The following is an 18,234-nucleotide window of genomic DNA, read 5'->3' as shown; positions in this document are numbered from 1 at the left end:
GGAATAAGCTGCAAGGATGAAAGAATGCAACAGCGCCATGTTCAAAAGTTATGAGCCCCGGGGTTTTCATAGGGCAGGACGTTTCCGGCAGGGCGCCGCCCGGGGCCGGAGCGGGGCTTCTTTCTTTTAATGGCAGGAAGAATCAGGGCATAATCTTTTCCTATCGCCACGCTTACCGGAGACCAGCATGCAGCGTCCATCCCGTTCCAGCCTGTGCAGCCTCGTGTTCGTGCTGGGCAGCCTTGCCGCCCTCCAGGCCCATGCCGACACCCCGGCCCCGGCTGCGCAGCAAGCCCCGGCTGCCAGCCGCGCCGAACGGGTCGCCGCCCTGCTGCCGGAGATCGACAAGTCCTACGCGGAGCTTGCCGCCAAGGAACACTTGCCCGGGCTGGTGTACGGCGTGGTCCTCGATGGCAAGCTGGTGCACGTCCGTTCGCTCGGCCTGGCCGACGTGGAGCGCAAGATCCCGGTGGACAGCTCCACGGAATTCCGCATCGCCTCGATGACCAAGAGCTTCGTGGCGATGGCGGCGCTGAAGCTGCGCGACGAAGGCAGGCTGCGCCTCGACGACCCGGTTGCCGACTACCTGCCCGAACTGCGCCAGCTACAGCTGCCGACCACCGATTCGCCCGCGCTGACGATCCGCCACCTGATGACCATGTCGAGCGGCCTGCCCGAGGACAATCCCTGGGGCGACCGCCAGATGGCGCGTTCCAACGCCTGGTTCGAGCAGCTGGCCGGCGCCGGCCTGTCGTTCTCGAGCGCGCCCGGGCAGTCCTTCGAATACAGCAACCTCGGCTACATCCTGCTGGGCAAGGTGGTGAGCAAGGCCGCGGGCATGCGCTTCCAGGACTATGTCACGGACCGGATCCTGCGGCCGCTGGGCATGCACAACACCCGCTGGGAATACCGCCAGGCCGCTCCCGGCAAGCTCGCGCTCGGCTACCGCTGGGAGCGCGGGCATTGGGAGCCCGAACCGATCCTGCCCGATGGCGACGGCGCCGCGATGGGTGGGCTGATCACGACGGCGGACGACTTCGCGCGCTACATCGCCTTCCACCTGGACGCCTGGCCGGCCCGCAACGATCCGGACCAGGGACCGCTGCGCCGCGCTTCGGTGCGCGAGATGCACCTGCCGCAGGCGTTCACGGGCCTGGCCGCCAAGGCAACGATGAGCGACCGCAAGACGCCGAATCCGCGCATCCACTTCTACAACTATGGACTGGACTGGACCCGCGACAGCCGCGACCTGGTCACCGTGGGCCATGCGGGCGGACTGCCCGGCTTCGGCAGCCAGTACCGTTTCGCGCCCGAGCACGGGGTCGGCACCTTTGCCTTTTCCAACCTGCGCTACGGGAACGTGTACGGGCTCACCAACCGCATGCTCACCATGCTGACCGAGCGCGCCGATCTCGGCCCGCGGCCGGTGGCGGTCTCGCCGGTGCTGGCGGCGCGCCAGCAGCAGGTGGCGCGGCTGGTCCAGTCCTGGGATGCGGCGCTGGGCAGCACGCTCGTGGCTGACAACTTCTTCCTCGACCGCTCGCGCGAGGACTGGATCGCGCAGGCGCGTGAAACCCTGGCGCCGATCGGCAAGGTCCGCTCGGTCGGTCCGATCACGGCCGAGAATGCCCTGCGCGGCAGCTTCCCGCTGGTCGGCGAGCGCGGCACGGTGAAGGTCCGCTTTACCCTCACCCCCGAGCGCGAGCCGAAGCTGCAGGAGCTCGAGCTGCAGCCGGTCAAGCAATGAGGCCGTCCACCGCTTTTTTCACGACACCATGCTGTTCCGCCTGACCGCCCTGTCACTCCTGTTCCCGCTGCTGTGCGCCGCCAGCGCCAGCGCACAGCCGCCCGCCAGGGCGCCGGAAAAAGTCCTGCGCATGTTCCTGTCCACCAGCGAAACCGGGCTCGATCCGGCCGTGGCCTCGGACAACGCCACGCTGTCGCTGCTGGAAAACCTGTTCGACCCGCTGCTGCGCTACGACTACCTGGCGCGCCCGGCGAAGCTGCGCCCGAATACCGCCAGCGCCATGCCGGAAGTGAGCGCGGACGGGCTGACCTACACCTTCCACATCCGTCCCGGCATCCGCTTCACGCCGCACCCGGCCTTCGGAAGCGGGACCGGCAAGGGGCGCGAGATGACGGCGCAGGACTACGTCTACAGCATCAAGCGCCTGTACGACCCGGCCCTCAAATCGCCCTGGGCCTATATGTTCGAAGGGAAGATCGCGGGCGACGAGGTGCTCAGGAAGGACTACGATGTGGACCGTCCGGTGGCCGGCCTGCAGGCGCCCGACCGCTATACGCTGCGCATCCGCTTGAGCGCGCCGGATCGGAACTTCCTGTTCTACCTGGCCATTCCCGCCAGCGGCGTGGTGGCGCGTGAAGTGATCGAGGCCCATCCGGGCCAGGCCGGCAACCACCCGGTCGGCACCGGCCCTTTCATGGTGGGCGAGTGGAAGCGCAGCGACCGCATCGTGCTGCTGGCGAATCCCGATTCGAGCGCCGTGTTCGAGGCGGCGCCCGAGGCGCAGGCGGGCTACAGCGCGCAGGACCGCGCCATCGCCGCCGCCCTGGCGGGCAAGCGCCTGCCGCGCGTGGACCGGGTCGAGGTGCGCATCGCGGAGGAATTCCAGGGCCGCATGCTGGGCTTCCTGAACGCCGAATACGACTACCTGGAGCAGATCCCGGAATCGATGACCGACATGGTGGTGCGGGACGGCCAGCTGAAACCCGAACTGGCGGCGCGCGGCATCGTGCTGTCGCGCTTCCCGGTGCTGCAGACCTACTACATGTGGATGAACATGGAGGATCCGGTGCTGGGCGGCTACGGCAAGGAGCGGGTCGCGCTGCGCCGCGCGATCGCGCTCGCCTACAACAACGCCGAGGACATCGCGCTCCTGAAGAAGGGCTTCGCGATCAAGGCCGAGTCGCCGCTGCCGCCAAATGTGCTGGGCTACGACCCGGCCTACCGCAGTCCGGTGCCCTACGACCCCGCGCTGGCCAACGCCCTGCTGGACCGCTACGGTTACGGCAAACGCGACCCGGACGGCTTCCGGCGCCAGCCGGCGCCGGGCCGCCCCGGCGACACCGTGCCCCTGACCCTTACCATGCACAGCGAGGCCACGGTCGGCGGCCGCCTGCGCGACGAATTGTGGCGCAAGTGCCTGAACGCGATCGGCCTGCGCGTCGTGTTCCGGTCGGACAAGAAGACCGAGATCATCAAGGCCTCGCGCCTTGGCACGGTGCAGATGTTCGAGAGTAACTGGATTGCCGACTTCCCCGACGGCGACAATTTCTACCAGCTGCTGTATGGCCCGAATGCGGGCCGCGCCAACTATGCACGCTTCAACCTGCCGGCGTATAACGTGCGCTACGAGCAGGCGCGCCAGCTGGCCGACGGACCCAAGCGCCAGCAGCTGTACTTCGAGCTGAACCAGCTGATCCATGCCTATAACCCCTGGGTGCCGCTGACCCATGTGCTGTCGGGTGACCTGCGCCATCCGTGGCTGAAAAACTACAAACGGCACCCGGTCGAATTCACGACCTGGCGCTATCTGGATATCGATGTTGCGCAAAGGGCACGCTCTGGCAGAGGGACGCGTGAGCTTCCGTGAGTTTTTCCTAATTTGAACATTCCCCTTAGTTATACTTGCCTCTGGATATTTCATTGGAAAGCAGCACAGGGCTGCGCATACCCTGAAATCATAAAAATGAAGTAATGGCTACACATTACGACAAGAGCAGTCGGCCAGGACTTCCCTGGCCGCCAAGGGAAAACGTTAGGAGAAACGCGTGAAGTTAAAGAAGCTCGCCCATTTGATCGCCCTGATGGGAGCGGTCGGCCCGGTCGTCGCACAGGATCTGCCTGTCACCGGCAAGATACAGCGTGTCGAGATCACCGGCAGTAGCATCAAGCGCATTGCCAAGGAAGGCGCGCTGCCGGTCGAGACCATCACGGCCAAGCAGTTGCAGGACCAGGGCATCGTCACCGCCGAGCAGCTGATCGCGACCCTGAACGTGAACGGCAACGGTTCCGACAACCTGGCCTCGAACGCCGACGTGACTTCCGGCGCCCAGCGCGGCAACAACGGCGCTTCCTCGGCCAACCTGCGCGGCCAGGGCGCGGATTCGACCCTGGTGCTGCTCAACGGCCGCCGCGTGGCGACCCACGGCATGAAGGGCTCGGCGGTCGACCTGAACTCGATCCCGATGGCGGCGGTCGAACGCGTCGAAGTGCTGAAGGACGGCGCTTCCGCGATCTACGGCACCGACGCGATCGGCGGCGTGATCAACTTCATCCTGAAGAAGAACTACAAGGGCCTGGAAACCCAGGCCTTCATCGACGTGACCGAAGCGGGCGGCAGCGAGATCGGCCGCGCTTCCATTACCGGCGGCTGGGGCGACCTGCAGACCGACGGCTGGAACGTGCTGGCCACCTTTGCGCGCAGCGAGAACAAGGCCCTGCGCGGCGACCAGCGCGACTTCGTGAACACCTTCCAGCCGGACCGCGGCGTCTCGGTGGATACCCGCGGTTCGCCGCACGCCAACGTGTTCGCCACCACCATCGCGCCAACCCTGCTGTCGCGCACCGGCACCGGCCCGACCCTGCCGGGCGGCGGCACCACCGCCTATAGCGGCATCAGCATCCTCGACCTGCCGGGCGGCGCGGGCTGCACCAGCATCGACGGCCAGGGTCCGTATGACGAGAAACTGTGGAACAGCGCCGGCGCCGCCTATGGCTGCGCCTGGGATACCGGCCGCGCTGCCGTGCTGCAGCAGCCGGTCGAGAACAACAACGCGCTGGCGCGCGCCACCTTCCAGTCGGGCGACCACCAGTTCTTCATCGAAGGCGTGGCCTCGAACGTCGAAGTGTCCAAGCGCTTCTCGCCGAACCAGATCTCGCCGGGCACCACCACCTTCAACGCCAGCTCCTTCTACCCGAGCACCGGCGCGGCCTATGACACCGTGTACAACGCGCTGGTCAAGGTGTTCCCGAGCGTGGCCGCCAACTACGGCCTGCCGATCGCCTACCGCTGGCGCTGCATGGAGTGCGGCAACCGCGAGATCGTGACCGAATCGAAGGCCGCGCGCCTGCTGATCGGCGCCGATGGCCCGGTCAACCTGTTCGGCCGCAGCTTCGACTACCGTGTCGGCGCCTCGCGCGCCTTCAGCGAGTCGGAATCGCGCCTGGGTACCGGCTATAACTACACCGCCGCCCTGGCCAGCGCCCTCGGCACCGGCAAGATCAACCCCTTCCTGCTGCCGGGCCAGACCCAGTCGGCGGAAGCGATCGCCCTGATCAACAGCACCTCGGCCGCGGGCGTCACCCTGTACGGCGGCAAGACCGTGCTGACCCAGGTCGACGGCGCACTGTCGGGCGAGCTGTTCAGCCTGCCAGCCGGCGTCGTGATGGGCGCGGCCGGCTTCGACCTGCGCCGCGAAGAGTACAAGTTCAACGGCGACAAGCGCGCCGCGGCCGCCCGTCCGGTGATCCTGAACGCCCCGTTCGACGACACCAATGCGCTGGACAACGTGCACCGCGACATCAAGGCGGTCTATGCCGAGCTCCTGATCCCGGTGGTCAAGAACCTGGATGTGACGCTGGCAATCCGCCGCGACCACTACAGCGGCATCGGCAGCACCACCAATCCGAAGATCTCGTTCCGCTACCAGCCGATTCCGGAACTGCTGCTGCGCGGTTCGTACAACGAAGGCTTCCGCGCCCCGTCGTTCAACCAGCTGTACAACGGCATCACCGAATCGCCGTACGCCGGCAAGGACCTGGTCGACCCGGCACGCTGCCCGACCGGCCTGGTCGACGCGACCAAGCCTGGCTGCGAATCGATCACCCCGAACATCTACACCGGCGGCAAGAGCGACCTGGGTCCGGAAACCGCGAAGCAGGGCACGGTCGGTATCGTGATCGAGCCGTTCAGCTGGTTCTCGGCCAACGCCGACCTGTGGGAGATCCGCAAGCAGAACACCATCGACTCGTTCAGCACCTCGACCATGGTGGCGAACTACAACCTGTTCTCGGACCGTTTCATCCGTGACGCGGCGGGCAACATCGCCATCATCGACCAGCGCTGGGTCAACGCCGGCGAACGCATCACCCGCGGCCTGGAAGTGGGTGCCCGCTTCAACGGCAAGTTCAGCACCGGTTCGCAGTGGACCGCCGGGATCGACGGTTCGCGCCTGCTGGAGAAGAAGTCGCGCGCCACCACCAACGCCGAATTCGGCAAGAGCGAGGTGGGCCGCTTCGTGTTCACCGGCGACCTGGGCCTGAAGTGGAAGCACAGCGCCTACGCTACCTACAAGTACGGCAACTGGAGCACTATGCTGCAGAACATCTACCGTTCGGGCTACACCGACCGCGTGCTGCCGGGCGTGGCCAACGGCCTGGTGAAGCCGGTCAACCTGAACCCGAAAGTGGACGATTACTCGATCTTCCACCTGACGGCGACGTACACCGGCATCAAGAACCTGTCGCTGACCGCGGGCATCAAGAACATCTTCGACGAAGATCCGCCGTTCGCGATCACCTACGACGACAACACCGGCGCGGGCAGCACCTGGGAACCGCGCGTGGCGGACCCGCGTGGCCGTTCCTTCACCCTGATGGCGACCTACAAGTTCTTCTGAACCGATCGCCGCGTTGAGTGAACCGGCGGCCCGCATCGGGAGGCGCAAGCCTCGCGACGCGGGCCGTTTTTCTTTTGTGAGCGTATCGCGTATGACCCTCAGCCGACGCCGCTTCGGCGCACTTGCCGCCGCCGGCTTTTCCGCCCCCGGGCTGGCGGCGGCCGGCCCGCTTTCCGGGCCTTCCTCCCGTCTGCTCAAGCCGCCGCGCCTGCGGCCGGGTGACCTGGTCGGCGTGGTTGCCCCGGGCGGCGTGGTCGACGACCGCCTGATCGAGAAATCGGTGCGCAACATCGAGGCGCTTGGCCTGCGCGCCAGGACCGGGCGCTACCTGCGTGCCAGCTTCGGCAACTACGCCGGCTCGGTGCAGCAGCGCCTGGCCGACCTGCACGCCATGTTCCTGGATCCGGAAGTGAAGATGATCTGGCCGGTGCGCGGCGGGTCCGGCTGCATCTCGCTGCTGTCGAAGCTGGACTACGCCCTGATCCGCCGCAACCCGAAGATCCTGCTCGGCTACTCCGACATCACGGCGCTGCACCTGGCGATCCACAACATGGCGGGCCTGGTCACTTTCCACGGCCCGGTGGCCTCGTCCACGCTGGCCGATTACCCGCGCGAGCACATGCTGGCCGTGCTGTGCGATCCACGGTCGACGTACACGATCCCGATGGCGCCCGAGAATGTCGTCAAGGCGAGGACCATGCCGCACTTCGGCATCCGCACCGTGACCGCGGGCGTCGCTACCGGCCGGCTCCTGGGCGGCAACCTGTCGATCGTGGCGGCGCTCGCGGGCACGCCCTACGCGGCGGACTTCCGCGACAGCCTGCTGTTCCTTGAAGAAGTGGACGAGGCGCCCTACCGGCTGGACCGCTGGATGACCCAGCTCGACCTGTCGACCGGCTTTGCCAATGCGGCCGGGGTGATCGTCGGCGTCTGCGAGGATTGCGCGCCCCAGGATGGGCAGCGCTCACTGAGCCTGGACCAGACCTTCGACCAGCACCTGCGGCCCCTGACGATTCCGGCGGTAACGGGCTACCCGATCGGCCACATCCGCCACCAGTTCACGGCGCCGGTCGGTGTGCGGGCGCGGCTCGACACGACAGCGCAGACGGTGACGCTGCTCGAACCCGCGGTTTCCTGACACCACGCGCTATTCGAGCGTGAAGAGGAATTTGACCGGATAAATCATTTCACAGGGCTTGCCTGCGCACAGGCCTGGCTTATAGCGCTGCATCATCATGGCCATCGCAGCGGCGCGTCCAAACTCCGGGTGGGGGGCGCTGTAGGCCTTGGCCGAAGCCGGTATGCCGTCAGGTCCGACCGTGACATACACCAGCGTCTGGCCTTCCAGCTCCAGGCGCGCGTAGCGGCTGTAGAATTCGCTGAGTGCGTCCTTCAGCTTGCCTTGCTGGCCGGGGAGCGGGTAGGGGGGCTCGTCACGGTCATCCAGGGCAGGATAACTGTTGCGTAGCGCGTTTTGCTGCGCGGCCGGTAGCGCCTCCCATGCCAGGTCGCCGGTGTTGCGAACGTCGTCCCTGCGGGAGTCGCGGCGGGGGCGCGGATTCAGGTCGCTTGCGAAACCGTCACGGAATTCGCCGCTCCAGCGCCGTCCACTGCCGCCATAGACGATCGATCCCTGTCCATTGAATTCGTCGTCGCGCCATTCGCCTTCATAGCGGCCACCCAGGGTGAAGGTTTCCTTGCCGCGGCCATGGCGCTTGCCGGCCTTCCATTCGCCTTCATAGAGGGAGCCGTCGGCACTGATGCGGGTGCCGCTACCATCCGGCTGCCCGTCGGTCACGCCGCCTTCGTATTGCGCGCCATCGCGGTACTCGAAATAACCGGCGCCGTGTGGCACGCCACGCCGAAAGCTGCCGAGATAGCTGCCGCCGGGGTAGGCCAGCTTGCCGGCGCCGCTGACTTCACCGCGCACCAGGTTCGCTTCCAGGCGACGCTTGCCGCGGTCGCCCGCGCCATACCATTCAAGCACGCCTTGTCCTTCCGCATACCCATCCTTGCAGGCGCCATTCCAGGACACGCCGACACGGGTGGGCGCAGGTTCGACGGGGGCAATGCGGCAGTCGGACTTGCCGGCAAATGCCGGCTCGCCCGCCCGCGACGGCGCGGACAGGGCAAGACAGGACAGGAACACAATGGACAAGCGCTTGATCGGCATGGCTGGCTCGGGTGACGGTCGATTTCTTCAATCTACCTGAATGCTCATCGATACAGCGCCGACCTGGCGGCCATCGATGCGGTACAGGTCCGCCACTTCGCCGGTCACATGAAAACCGCTGCGCGCATACAGCGCACGCGCCTTGTGGTTCTGCGACAGCACTTCCAGGTCGACCCAGGCAAAGCCGCGGGCGCGGGCCCAGGCCAGCGCTTCCTGCAGCAGGCGCGCGCCCAGGCCGAGGCGGCGCAAGTCATGGCGCACGCCCATGCCGAGCAGGGTGCGGTGGCCGCAGGCCGGTTCCGGCCGGCCGCGCAGGTCGACGTGGCCGGCCACCGCGCCGGCACCGTCCAGCGCGATCCACACCTGGCGCCAGCCCGGCTGGCCGGCCGGTGTGGCGACGCCGGCCGCGAAGCGTTCCCGCATCGCCAGCGGCACGCCGGCCTCGGTGGGCGCCATCGGCTGGAACAGGACGCCATCGCGCCCGTTCTCGGCCAGCTGTTCGCCCAGGTAGGCGAACAGGGCTGGCAGGTCGTCTGCCGTGGCAGGACGGATCGTGGTCAAGGATGGCGTCACAGCGCGCGCGCGATCAGGATCTTCTGGATGTCGCTGGTGCCCTCGTAGATCTGGCACACGCGCACGTCGCGGTAGATGCGCTCGACCGGGAAGTCGGCCACGTAGCCGTAGCCGCCGAACACCTGCATGGCGCTGGAGACCACGCGCTCGGCCATCTCGGAGGCGAACAGCTTGGCCATCGCGGCTTCCTTCAGGCAGGGCAGGCCCGCATCCTTCATCGCGGCCGCATGCAGGATCAGCTGGCGCGCGGCCTCGATCTGCATTGCCATCTCGGCCAGGCGGAACTGCACCGCCTGGTGCTCGAAGATGGCCTTGCCGAAGCTCTCGCGTTCTTTTGCATACGCCAGCGCAGCCTCGTAGGCCGCGCGCGCCATGCCGACCGACTGCGAGGCGATGCCGATGCGCCCGCCTTCGAGGCCGGACAGGGCGATCTTGTAGCCCATGCCTTCCTCGCCGATCAGGTTCTTGGCCGGCACGCGGCAGTTGTCGAACACGATCTGCGCCGTGTCCGAGGAGTGCTGGCCCATCTTCTGTTCCAGGCCGGCGACGATGTAGCCGGGCGTGTTCGTCTCGACCCAGAAGGCGCTGATGCCCTTCTTGCCGGCGGCTTTATCGGTGACGGCCATGACGATGGCCACGTCGCCGTACTTGCCGCTGGTGATGAACTGCTTGCTGCCGTTGATGACGTAGTGCTCGCCATCCTTGACGGCCGTGGTGCGCAGGGCTGACGCGTCGCTGCCGGTGTGCGGCTCGGTGAGGGCGAAGGCGCCCAGCATCTCGCCGCGCGCCAGCGGCACCAGGTAGCGCTGCTTCTGTTCCTCGTTCGCATACATCATGGCGATCGAGCACACCGGGCAGTTGTTGACCGAGATGATGGTCGAGGTGCCGCCGTCGCCGGCCGCGATCTCTTCCAGCACCAGCGCCAGCGACACGTAGTCCAGGCCCGCGCCGCCGTACTGCTCGGGCACCGCGACGCCGAAGGCGCCCAGGCCGGCCAGTTCCTTCAGCTCGTCCTTCGGAAAATAGTGGTCGCGGTCCCAGCGCGCGGCGTGGGGGGCCAGGCGCTCCTGTGCATAGCTGCGCAGGGCGTCGCGGATCATCTGGTGTTCTTCGCTCAGTATCATCGTGTCTCGTGTCTTGTTATTTGCTTGGCTTACCAGGGAAGCGGCGAGCCGTCGTGGTCAAGGAAGGCGCCGTTGCTGGACGCGTCGATCCGGGCCAGGGTAGCGCGCAGGTCGCGCACGCTTTGTTCCACCGTGAGGCTGGCGCCGGCGCCGCCCATGTCGGTCTGCACCCAGCCCGGGTGGAAGGCCACGCAGGTTGCGCCCTGCGCGCCGTAGGTGATGGCGGCATCCTTCAATACGGAATTGAGCGCGGCCTTGCTGGCGCGGTACAGGGTGCCTTCCGTGGAATTGCGCGCGCCGATCGAACCCATCTTCGAGGAGACCACGCCCAGCTTGCCGCGCGCGGTGGCGACCAGCGGCGCCACGATGGGCAGCAGGCGCATCGCCGCCAGCACGTTGGTGTGCATGACGGCGTCGAATTCGGGGCCGGTCGGAAAGCCCGAGCCGGACGGGCCGTACACGCCGGCCACCAGCCAGGCGGCGTCGATCTTCTCGTCGTCCAGCTTCCAGGCCATGCCGGCGATGGAGTCGGCGCTGGTCACGTCCAGCTGGTGCGATTCGGCGCCGTCGGCGGTGAGGGCATCGCAGTCGCTGGCCGAGCGCGCGGTGGCGATCACGCGCCAGCCGTCGCGGCGGTACTGGCGCACCATCTCGCGGCCGATGCCGCGCGAGGCGCCGAGGATCAGGACGGTAGGCATTGCAGACTCCTTGTACGGGTTGTCGTAGGGTGGACAGGAGACCTGCCCACCCCGGCATTCAGACCAGTTCGATCGCCATCGCGGTCGCTTCGCCGCCGCCGATGCACAGCGAAGCGACGCCGCGCTTGCCGCCGGTACGCTTGAGCGCGCCCAGCAGGGTGACGATGATGCGCGCGCCCGAGGCGCCGATCGGGTGGCCCAGGGCGCAGGCGCCACCATGGATGTTGACCTTGCTGTGCGGGATGCCGAGGTCGCGCATGGCGGCCATCGGCACTGCGGCGAAGGCTTCGTTGATTTCGAACAGGTCGACGTCGCTGGCCTTCCAGCCGGTCTTGGCGAACAGCTTCTTCATCGCGCCGATCGGCGCGGTGGTGAACAGGTTCGGTTCCTGGGCGAACGTAGCGTGGCCGAGCACGCGGGCGATCGGGGTCAGGCCGAGTTCCTTGGCCTTCGACTCGCGCATCATGACCAGCGCCGCAGCGCCGTCGTTGATCGACGAGGACGAAGCGGCGGTCACGGTGCCATCCTTCTTGAACGCCGGCTTCAGCGACGGGATCTTGTCGACCTTGGCCTTCAGCGGGCCTTCGTCCTTCTCGACCACCAGTTCGCCGCTGCGGGTGGCAACGCTCACCGGCGCGACTTCCCAGTTGAACCAGCCTTCGTTGCTGGCCGCCTGCGCGCGCTTCACGGATTCGATCGCGAAGTTGTCCTGCTCTTCGCGGGTGAACTGGTAAGTGGCCACGCACTCTTCGGCAAAGGTGCCCATCGAGCGGCCTTCGCCGGTCTTTTCGTTGCGCGAGTAGGCATCTTCCAGGCCGTCGAGCATCATGTGGTCGAACATCGGCGCGTGGCCGATGCGGTAGCCGCCGCGCGCCTTCGGGATCAGGTAGGGCGCGTTGGTCATCGATTCCATGCCGCCCGCGACCACGATGTCGGCGCTGCCCGCGACCAGCTGGTCATGGGCGAAGATCGCGGCCTGCATGGCCGAACCGCACATCTTGGAGAGGGTCACGGCGCCGGTGGACAGCGGCAGGCCGGCCTTGATCAGCGCCTGGCGCGCCGGGGCCTGGCCCTGGCCGGCCATCAGGCAGTTGCCGAAATAGACGTGTTCGACGCTGTCGGCAGCGACGCCGGCGCGCTCCACCGCGGCCTTGATCGCTACCGCGCCGAGGTCGCTCGCCGATTTCGACGAAAAATCGCCCTGGAAGGCACCCATCGGGGTACGGGCGGCGCCAACGATAACGACTGGATCATTCATGGTTCAGGTTCTCCAAAATGGGTGGCGCTGCAGCGGGTGAGTGAGCATGCATGGTGTGCGCCGTGGTGGGGTTTGCTGGATGACAGAAACGGATCTGCTGTGGGTAAGGGAAGACGTCGTCGACGACGCCTGCCAGGATGCGGTCCTTGTGCGATTGCCAATACGCGCGGGTCAACAGTTCCGCGTGATGCTGCATGAAGTGGTGCCGGATGCCCGGATTTCCAAGCAGGAAGCGGCCAAACTGTTCCGGAAACACGTCGTGCCTGCCGATCGGGTACCAGGGCTCCGAGGCCATCTCGTCTTCCTCGTTGCGCGCCTGGGGTATATCGCGGAACTGGCAGTCGGTGAGGTATTCGATCTCGTCGTAATCATAAAACACAACGCGCCCATGGCGGGTAACGCCGAAATTCTTGTAAAGCATGTCGCCCGGGAAGATGTTGGCGGCGACCAGGTCCTTGATCGCATTGCCATACTCGACGATGCCGTGCTCGACGCGCCCCTCGTCGCCTGCCGCCTGCGCCTCTGCCAGGTAAAGATTGAGCGGCACCATGCGCCGTTCGATGTACAGGTGGCGCAGCACAATGCGCTCGCCCTCGATCTCGACCAGCGAGGGCGCGTGCTGGCGCAGCTCGGCCAGCAGCTCCTCGGAAAAGCGCGCCAGCGGGAAGGCGACGTCGGAATACTCGAGCGTGTCGGCCATGCGCCCGACGCGGTCGTGGTGCTTTACCAGCAGGTACTTTTCCTTGACCTGGGCGCGCGTGGTTTCCTTCGGCGGCGGATACCAGTCCTTGATCACCTTGAACACGTAGGGGAAGGAAGGCAGTTCGAATACCAGCATCACGAGGCCGCGGATGCCGGGGGCGATGCGGAACAGGTCGGAGCTGTGCTTCAGGTGCTGCAAGAAATCGCGGTAGAACAGGGTCTTGCCCTGTTTCTGCAGGCCCAGCACCGTATAGATCTCGCTGCGCGGCTTGCGCGGCATGAGGCTGCGCAGGAAGGCGACATAGGCCGAGGGCACCTCCATGTCCACCAAAAAGTAGGCGCGCGTAAAGCTGAACAGCAGGGTGATGTGGTAGACCTCGAGCAGCACCGTGTCCAGCACCAGCTGCCCGCCGGCGTCGTGCAGCACCGGAATCACGAACGGATAGTCGCGCGGGCCGTTGATGACGCGTCCGACGACATAGGCGCCCTTGTTACGCAGGAAGGGGCTGGACAGCACCTGCAGCTGCAGGTTCGGTTCCGCCCGTTCCAGGCCGCAGGCCTGCACCATGCGCGCCTCCACCAGCGCCAGGTCGCGTTCGAGGTCGGCGAAGGGAACGGCGAACTGGAAGTTGGTCAGCACCCGGCGCAGGGCCGTGCGCAGGCCGTCGGCGGCCGGATAGTACACGCGGTAGGTCGGCTGCGGTTCTTCGGTCTCGATGTACTCGGTGGAGATCACCGGCCGCACGAAGATGTAATCGTTGTGGTAGTAGCTGCGGTGCAGGATATGGCAGCTGACCGAGTTGAAGAAGGTCTCGGCCAGTTCCGGCTGCTTGTGGCCGGCCAGCTGCCCGATGTAGTGCAGCTTGATCTCGCGCCAGACCGGGTCACCCAGTTCTTCCGTCGTGTAGCCGTCCTGCAGGACCTGCACGCATTCCTGCACCCGGCGGTCGTAGAAGTCGATGCGCGCACGCGCGGCCGCCTGCGCGGTGCTCCAGTCGGCGGCCTCGAAATGGCGGCGCGCCTCCTGGCTGGCCTGGCGGAACAGGCGGTAGTGCTTGTCGAAGCCGTCGAGGATGGTGCGCGCGACGTCGAAGGCGATCCGGGAAGACAGCAGTTTGGGGAAGGCTTGCTGGGTCATCGTGCGTCTCGCGCGCCATGTAGCGTTGAACGCGTGGGCGGTGCATCCGCCCACCCTACATTACATCGTCTCGCCAAACAGCTCGCGGCCGATCAGCATGCGGCGGATCTCGCTGGTGCCGGCGCCGATCTCGTACAGCTTGGCGTCGCGCCACAGGCGGCCGACCGGGTACTCGTTGATGTAGCCATTGCCGCCCAGGGTCTGGATCGCCTCGCCCGCCATCCAGGTGGCCTTCTCGGCGCTGTACAGGATGGCGCCGGCGGCGTCCTTGCGCAGGGCGCGCACCTGTTCCGGCGAGGTCGCGCGGTCGCAGGCCTGGCCCACGGCGTACACGTAGGCGCGGCAGGCCATCATGGTCGAATACATGTCGGCGATCTTGCCCTGCATGAGCTGGAATTCGCCGATCGCCTGGCCGAACTGCTTGCGCTCGTGGATGTAAGGCACCACGACATCCATGCAGGCCGACATGATGCCCAGCGGGCCGCCGGACAGCACGGTGCGTTCGAAGTCCAGGCCCGACATCAGGACGTTGACGCCCTTGCCGACGCCGCCCAGTACGTTCTCGACCGGCACTTCGCAGTCCTGGAACACCAGCTCGCCCGTGTGCGAGCCGCGCATGCCCAGCTTGTCGAGCTTCTGGGCAATCGAGAAGCCCTTGAAGCCCTTTTCGATCAGGAAGGCGGTCATGCCGCGCGGGCCCGCTTCGAGGTCGGTCTTGGCGTACACCACCAGGGTGTCGGCGTCCGGACCGTTGGTGATCCACATCTTGGTGCCGTTCAGGACATAATGGTCACCATTCGGGCCGCCCTTCAGTTCGGCCTTGAGCTTCATGCTGACGACGTCGGAACCGGCGTTCGGCTCGGACATGGCGAGTGCGCCCACGTGCTCGCCCGAGATCAGCTTGGGCAGGTACTTGCGCTTCTGCTCTTCGCTGCCGTTGCGCTTGATCTGGTTGACGCACAGGTTCGAGTGGGCGCCGTAGGACAGGCCGACCGAGGCCGAGGCGCGCGAGATTTCTTCCATGGCGACGATGTGCGCCAGGTAGCCCATGTTGGCGCCGCCGTATTCCTCGCCCACGGTGATGCCCAGCAGGCCGAGTTCGCCCATCTTCTTCCACAGGTCCATCGGGAACTGGTCGGTCCGGTCGATCTCCGCCGCGCGCGGTGCGATCTCGCTTTGGGCGAACTGTTGTACGGCTTCGCGCAGCGCGGCGATGTCTTCGCCATGGTCAAAGGTCAGGCCTGGGAGATGCAGCATGGTCGTCCTCACGTGAACGGTGGTTGAGCGGGAATGAAAGGTGCATGATACTCGCCTCTTACGTTAACGTAAACGTCAACCAAAGGGCAAAAAAGGCGGAGCCGCTGCTGCTCCGTTCGCTCAGGCCGCGTCCTGGCGCGCGCTGTTTTCAGCCAGCAGGCGGCGGCATTCTTCCTCATGGGCCGAGATTTCTTCGAGCGCCATCTCGATGTCGGCGCGCTGCTGCTCCAGCGTCACGCGCTGGTGGGCGAGCACGCCGAGGAAGCGGTCGATCTGGGCCACCGTGTCGCGCGGCGATTCGTACATGTCGACAATGCTCTTGATTTCCGACAGCGTCAGGCCGAGGCGCTTGCCGCGCAGGGTCAGCTTCAGGCGGGTGCGGTCGCGCGGGGTGTAGACACGGTTGCGCCCGCCCACGCCTTCGCGCTTGGGGCTGAGCAGCCCCTGGTCTTCGTAGAAGCGGATGGCGCGGGCCGTGATGTCGAATTCACGGGCCAGTTCGGCGATGGTGTAGGTAACCATGGTGCTAGGGTAGAAAACCTGGACAGGAAAGCGGCATGCGCAAATGGCTTACAATCCCGGTTGCGCATTTCCGTTTACGTTAACGTTAATGCATTGTAGCGCGACCGCTTGTCGACGAACACGAAAGTTTTCCATGAATCCGCTCGAAGCCCAGCTGCACTATCCCTTTGGCGACACCATCCCCCTGCCGGGCAGCGTGCAGGAGCTGGCGCCCGGCCTGGCCTGGATCCGCATGCCCTTGCCGTTCGCGCTCGACCACATCAACCTGTGGCTGCTGCGCGACGAACAGGAGAGGCAGGCTGGCTGGAGCGTGGTCGACTGCGGCGCCGCCACCGACGCCACGCGCGCGGCATGGGAGCAAGTGCTCGCTCACGGCCTGGACGGCGCGCCGCTGCTGCGCATCTTCGCCACCCATTGCCATCCGGACCACGTTGGCCTGTCCGGCTGGCTGGGCGAGCGCGTGGCCACCGGTTCGGCTGCGCCATTCTGGACCACGGCCGGCGAGTTCGCCTTTGCCCGCATGATGGCGGCGGCCCTGCCGGGCGTCGACGGCCCATCGGCCATCCCGCACTTCGAGCGCCATGGCCTGGTCGATCCGTCCATGCTCGAGCAGATGCGCAGCCGCAAGAACTACTATCCCTCCCTGGTGCCGGCCGTGCCCGAAGCGTATACCCGCCTGCGTGATGACGACCTGGTCCAGGTCGGCGGCGTGGAGTGGCGGGTGATCACCGGTTTCGGCCATTCGCCCGAGCACGCCGCGCTGTATGCGCAGGCTCTGGGCGTGCTGATTTCCGGCGACATGGTCTTGCCGCGCATATCGACCAATGTTTCCGTGTTTGCGGTCGAGCCGGAAGGCAATCCCCTTGCGCTCTATCTCGCGTCGCTGGAAAAATTCACAAACTTGCCCGAAGACACGCTCGTGCTGCCTTCGCACGGCAAGCCCTTCCGCGGCCTGCATACCCGGATCCGTCAGTTGCGCGAGCACCACGCGGCGCGCCTGGCCGAGGTCCTGGTCGCCTGCGCCACGCCAATGTCGGCGGTGGACATCGTGCCCCTGATGTTCCGCCGCCAGCTCGACGCCCACCAGCTCAGCTTTGCTCTGGGCGAGGCACTGGCCCACCTGCACAAGTTGTGGCACGAGGGCCTGCTGCGCCGCAACCGTGGCGTCGATGGCGTAGTGCGCTTCCAGCGCGCCTGAAATTATCGAAATCAATGCCACAATCACGTGGCATATGACATATTCTTTCCAATAAGATATATTTTCATACCCCAAATGGGGAATGGGAGCGAAATTTCATGGGCTTTTAGCATGGAAATTCTATTAAATAATCACATCTTTGTTACTTTTTAAGGGTATGATTGTCCGTTGCCGGTGCTCAGCAGTCTGGAGCCGGCCATCTGACATGAATCGTAAGTACAATGAATTCGACAAATGAACGGGAGAGCTTCAGTGAGCGCCTGCAGCAGGCGCTGAAGAACGCCCACTACTCGCCCGATAGCCCGACTCGCCTCGCCAGGGAATTCAACATCCGTTTCGAAGGCCGCCCGATCACCGTCCATGCAGCCCGCAAGTGGCTCGTCGGAGAAGCCATCCCGACCCAGGAAAAGCTGCGCATGATCGCGCAGTGGCTGGGCGTGCCGGCCGATTGGCTGCGTTTTGGCGGTGTCGAGCAGGCGAACGGCGGCGAAAGCAGCCAGGGCGCCCGCTTCGAATCGGCCGACGTCAAGCTGATCGCGGACCTGCAGCGCCTGGATGACCACCACCGCCAGCTGGCCCGGGAGTTCATCCGCATGCTGGTGCGCATGAACCACCAGAAGCCCGAGCAAAAATAGTTTCGCAGTTGCACTTTTCGTACGCCTGAGGGCGCACAAACGGCTGGAGCTGGGTCATAATCAGCCTGTGGCAAGCGGGTCCGCTGCCACAGGGTCAGGGACTCATCGAGGAGCAGCCGCCGTATGCGAAACAACTACGCCAACACCGCCCAGCTCAAGGAACTGATGACCGCCCCGCCAATGACGGCGGCGCGCCATGCCGAGGTGATGCGACAACGGAATGCCCGGCGGCGGATGATCGAGGAAGCGCGCGAGGCGAAGAAGGCCGACGACCCGATGTTCGACGGCGACAAGCGCTGACGCGGATACGGGGC

The 18,234-nt window shown here is 65.9% G+C and carries 15 protein-coding genes; 7 read left to right on the top strand and 8 right to left on the bottom strand.

Annotated features, from left to right (window positions below):
* Positions 1-187 precede the first annotated feature (187 nt).
* The 4 genes from LE190_RS15540 to LE190_RS15525 all read left to right on the top strand — a co-directional run bounded on the left by LE190_RS15540 (position 188) and on the right by LE190_RS15525 (position 7,780).
* Positions 188-1,747, top strand: a complete 1,560-nt coding sequence (locus LE190_RS15540; protein WP_225239544.1) for a serine hydrolase domain-containing protein — start codon at positions 188-190, stop codon at positions 1,745-1,747.
* A gap of 28 nt (positions 1,748-1,775) precedes the next feature.
* Positions 1,776-3,614, top strand: coding sequence for an ABC transporter substrate-binding protein (locus LE190_RS15535; protein ID WP_225239543.1), 1,839 nt, complete (start codon positions 1,776-1,778; stop codon positions 3,612-3,614).
* Between the two features lie 178 nt (positions 3,615-3,792).
* On the top strand, positions 3,793-6,642 hold the full coding sequence (locus LE190_RS15530) for a TonB-dependent receptor domain-containing protein (protein WP_225239542.1): 2,850 nt from the start codon (positions 3,793-3,795) through the stop codon (positions 6,640-6,642).
* A 91-nt stretch (positions 6,643-6,733) separates the two neighbouring features.
* Positions 6,734-7,780 (top strand): S66 peptidase family protein, encoded by a 1,047-nt coding sequence (locus LE190_RS15525; protein WP_225239541.1) that lies wholly within the window; start codon positions 6,734-6,736, stop codon positions 7,778-7,780.
* A 9-nt stretch (positions 7,781-7,789) separates the two neighbouring features.
* Here the strand turns inward: LE190_RS15525 and LE190_RS15520 are convergent, their stop codons facing one another.
* The 8 genes from LE190_RS15520 to LE190_RS15485 form a co-directional block, all read right to left on the bottom strand.
* Entirely contained in the window at positions 7,790-8,815 is a 1,026-nt protein-coding gene (locus tag LE190_RS15520; protein ID WP_225239540.1) for an energy transducer TonB, read from the bottom strand.
* A 27-nt stretch (positions 8,816-8,842) separates the two neighbouring features.
* Positions 8,843-9,376 (bottom strand): GNAT family N-acetyltransferase, encoded by a 534-nt coding sequence (locus LE190_RS15515; RefSeq protein ID WP_225239539.1) that lies wholly within the window; start codon positions 9,374-9,376, stop codon positions 8,843-8,845.
* 8 nt (positions 9,377-9,384) lie between these two features.
* Entirely contained in the window at positions 9,385-10,512 is a 1,128-nt protein-coding gene (locus LE190_RS15510; RefSeq protein WP_225239538.1) for an acyl-CoA dehydrogenase family protein, read from the bottom strand.
* Positions 10,513-10,541: 29 nt separating this feature from the next.
* On the bottom strand, positions 10,542-11,210 hold the full coding sequence (locus LE190_RS15505; RefSeq protein WP_225239537.1) for an SDR family oxidoreductase: 669 nt from the start codon (positions 11,208-11,210) through the stop codon (positions 10,542-10,544).
* Between the two features lie 58 nt (positions 11,211-11,268).
* Positions 11,269-12,468, bottom strand: coding sequence for an acetyl-CoA C-acyltransferase (locus tag LE190_RS15500; protein WP_225239536.1), 1,200 nt, complete (start codon positions 12,466-12,468; stop codon positions 11,269-11,271).
* Positions 12,461-14,308: a bifunctional isocitrate dehydrogenase kinase/phosphatase gene (gene aceK / locus LE190_RS15495; protein ID WP_225239535.1), complete on the bottom strand. Its 1,848-nt coding sequence runs from the start codon at positions 14,306-14,308 to the stop codon at positions 12,461-12,463. The genes LE190_RS15500 and aceK overlap by 8 nt, the downstream gene beginning before the upstream one ends.
* A 60-nt stretch (positions 14,309-14,368) precedes the next feature.
* Positions 14,369-15,565: an isovaleryl-CoA dehydrogenase gene (locus LE190_RS15490; protein WP_225239534.1), complete on the bottom strand. Its 1,197-nt coding sequence runs from the start codon at positions 15,563-15,565 to the stop codon at positions 14,369-14,371.
* A gap of 120 nt (positions 15,566-15,685) precedes the next feature.
* Positions 15,686-16,087, bottom strand: coding sequence for a MerR family transcriptional regulator (locus tag LE190_RS15485; protein WP_225239533.1), 402 nt, complete (start codon positions 16,085-16,087; stop codon positions 15,686-15,688).
* Positions 16,088-16,220: 133 nt separating this feature from the next.
* Here LE190_RS15485 and LE190_RS15480 point away from each other — a divergent pair, with 133 nt between their 5' ends.
* From LE190_RS15480 to LE190_RS15470, 3 genes are all read left to right on the top strand, one after another.
* Positions 16,221-17,285, top strand: coding sequence for an MBL fold metallo-hydrolase (locus tag LE190_RS15480; protein ID WP_225239532.1), 1,065 nt, complete (start codon positions 16,221-16,223; stop codon positions 17,283-17,285).
* 221 nt (positions 17,286-17,506) lie between these two features.
* Positions 17,507-17,920: a hypothetical protein gene (locus tag LE190_RS15475; protein ID WP_224947090.1), complete on the top strand. Its 414-nt coding sequence runs from the start codon at positions 17,507-17,509 to the stop codon at positions 17,918-17,920.
* 123 nt (positions 17,921-18,043) lie between these two features.
* A complete protein-coding gene (locus LE190_RS15470; RefSeq protein ID WP_224947091.1) occupies positions 18,044-18,220 on the top strand; it encodes a hypothetical protein in 177 nt (58 codons plus the stop codon).
* The last annotated feature ends 14 nt before the right edge of the window (positions 18,221-18,234 follow it).

This window comes from Massilia hydrophila, from assembly GCF_020208145.1.
In the GTDB taxonomy this organism is placed as follows: Bacteria; Pseudomonadota; Gammaproteobacteria; order Burkholderiales; family Burkholderiaceae_D; genus Telluria; species Telluria hydrophila.
Note: the sequence above shows the minus strand (reverse complement) of the source record. Positions and strands in the feature narration are given on the sequence as shown.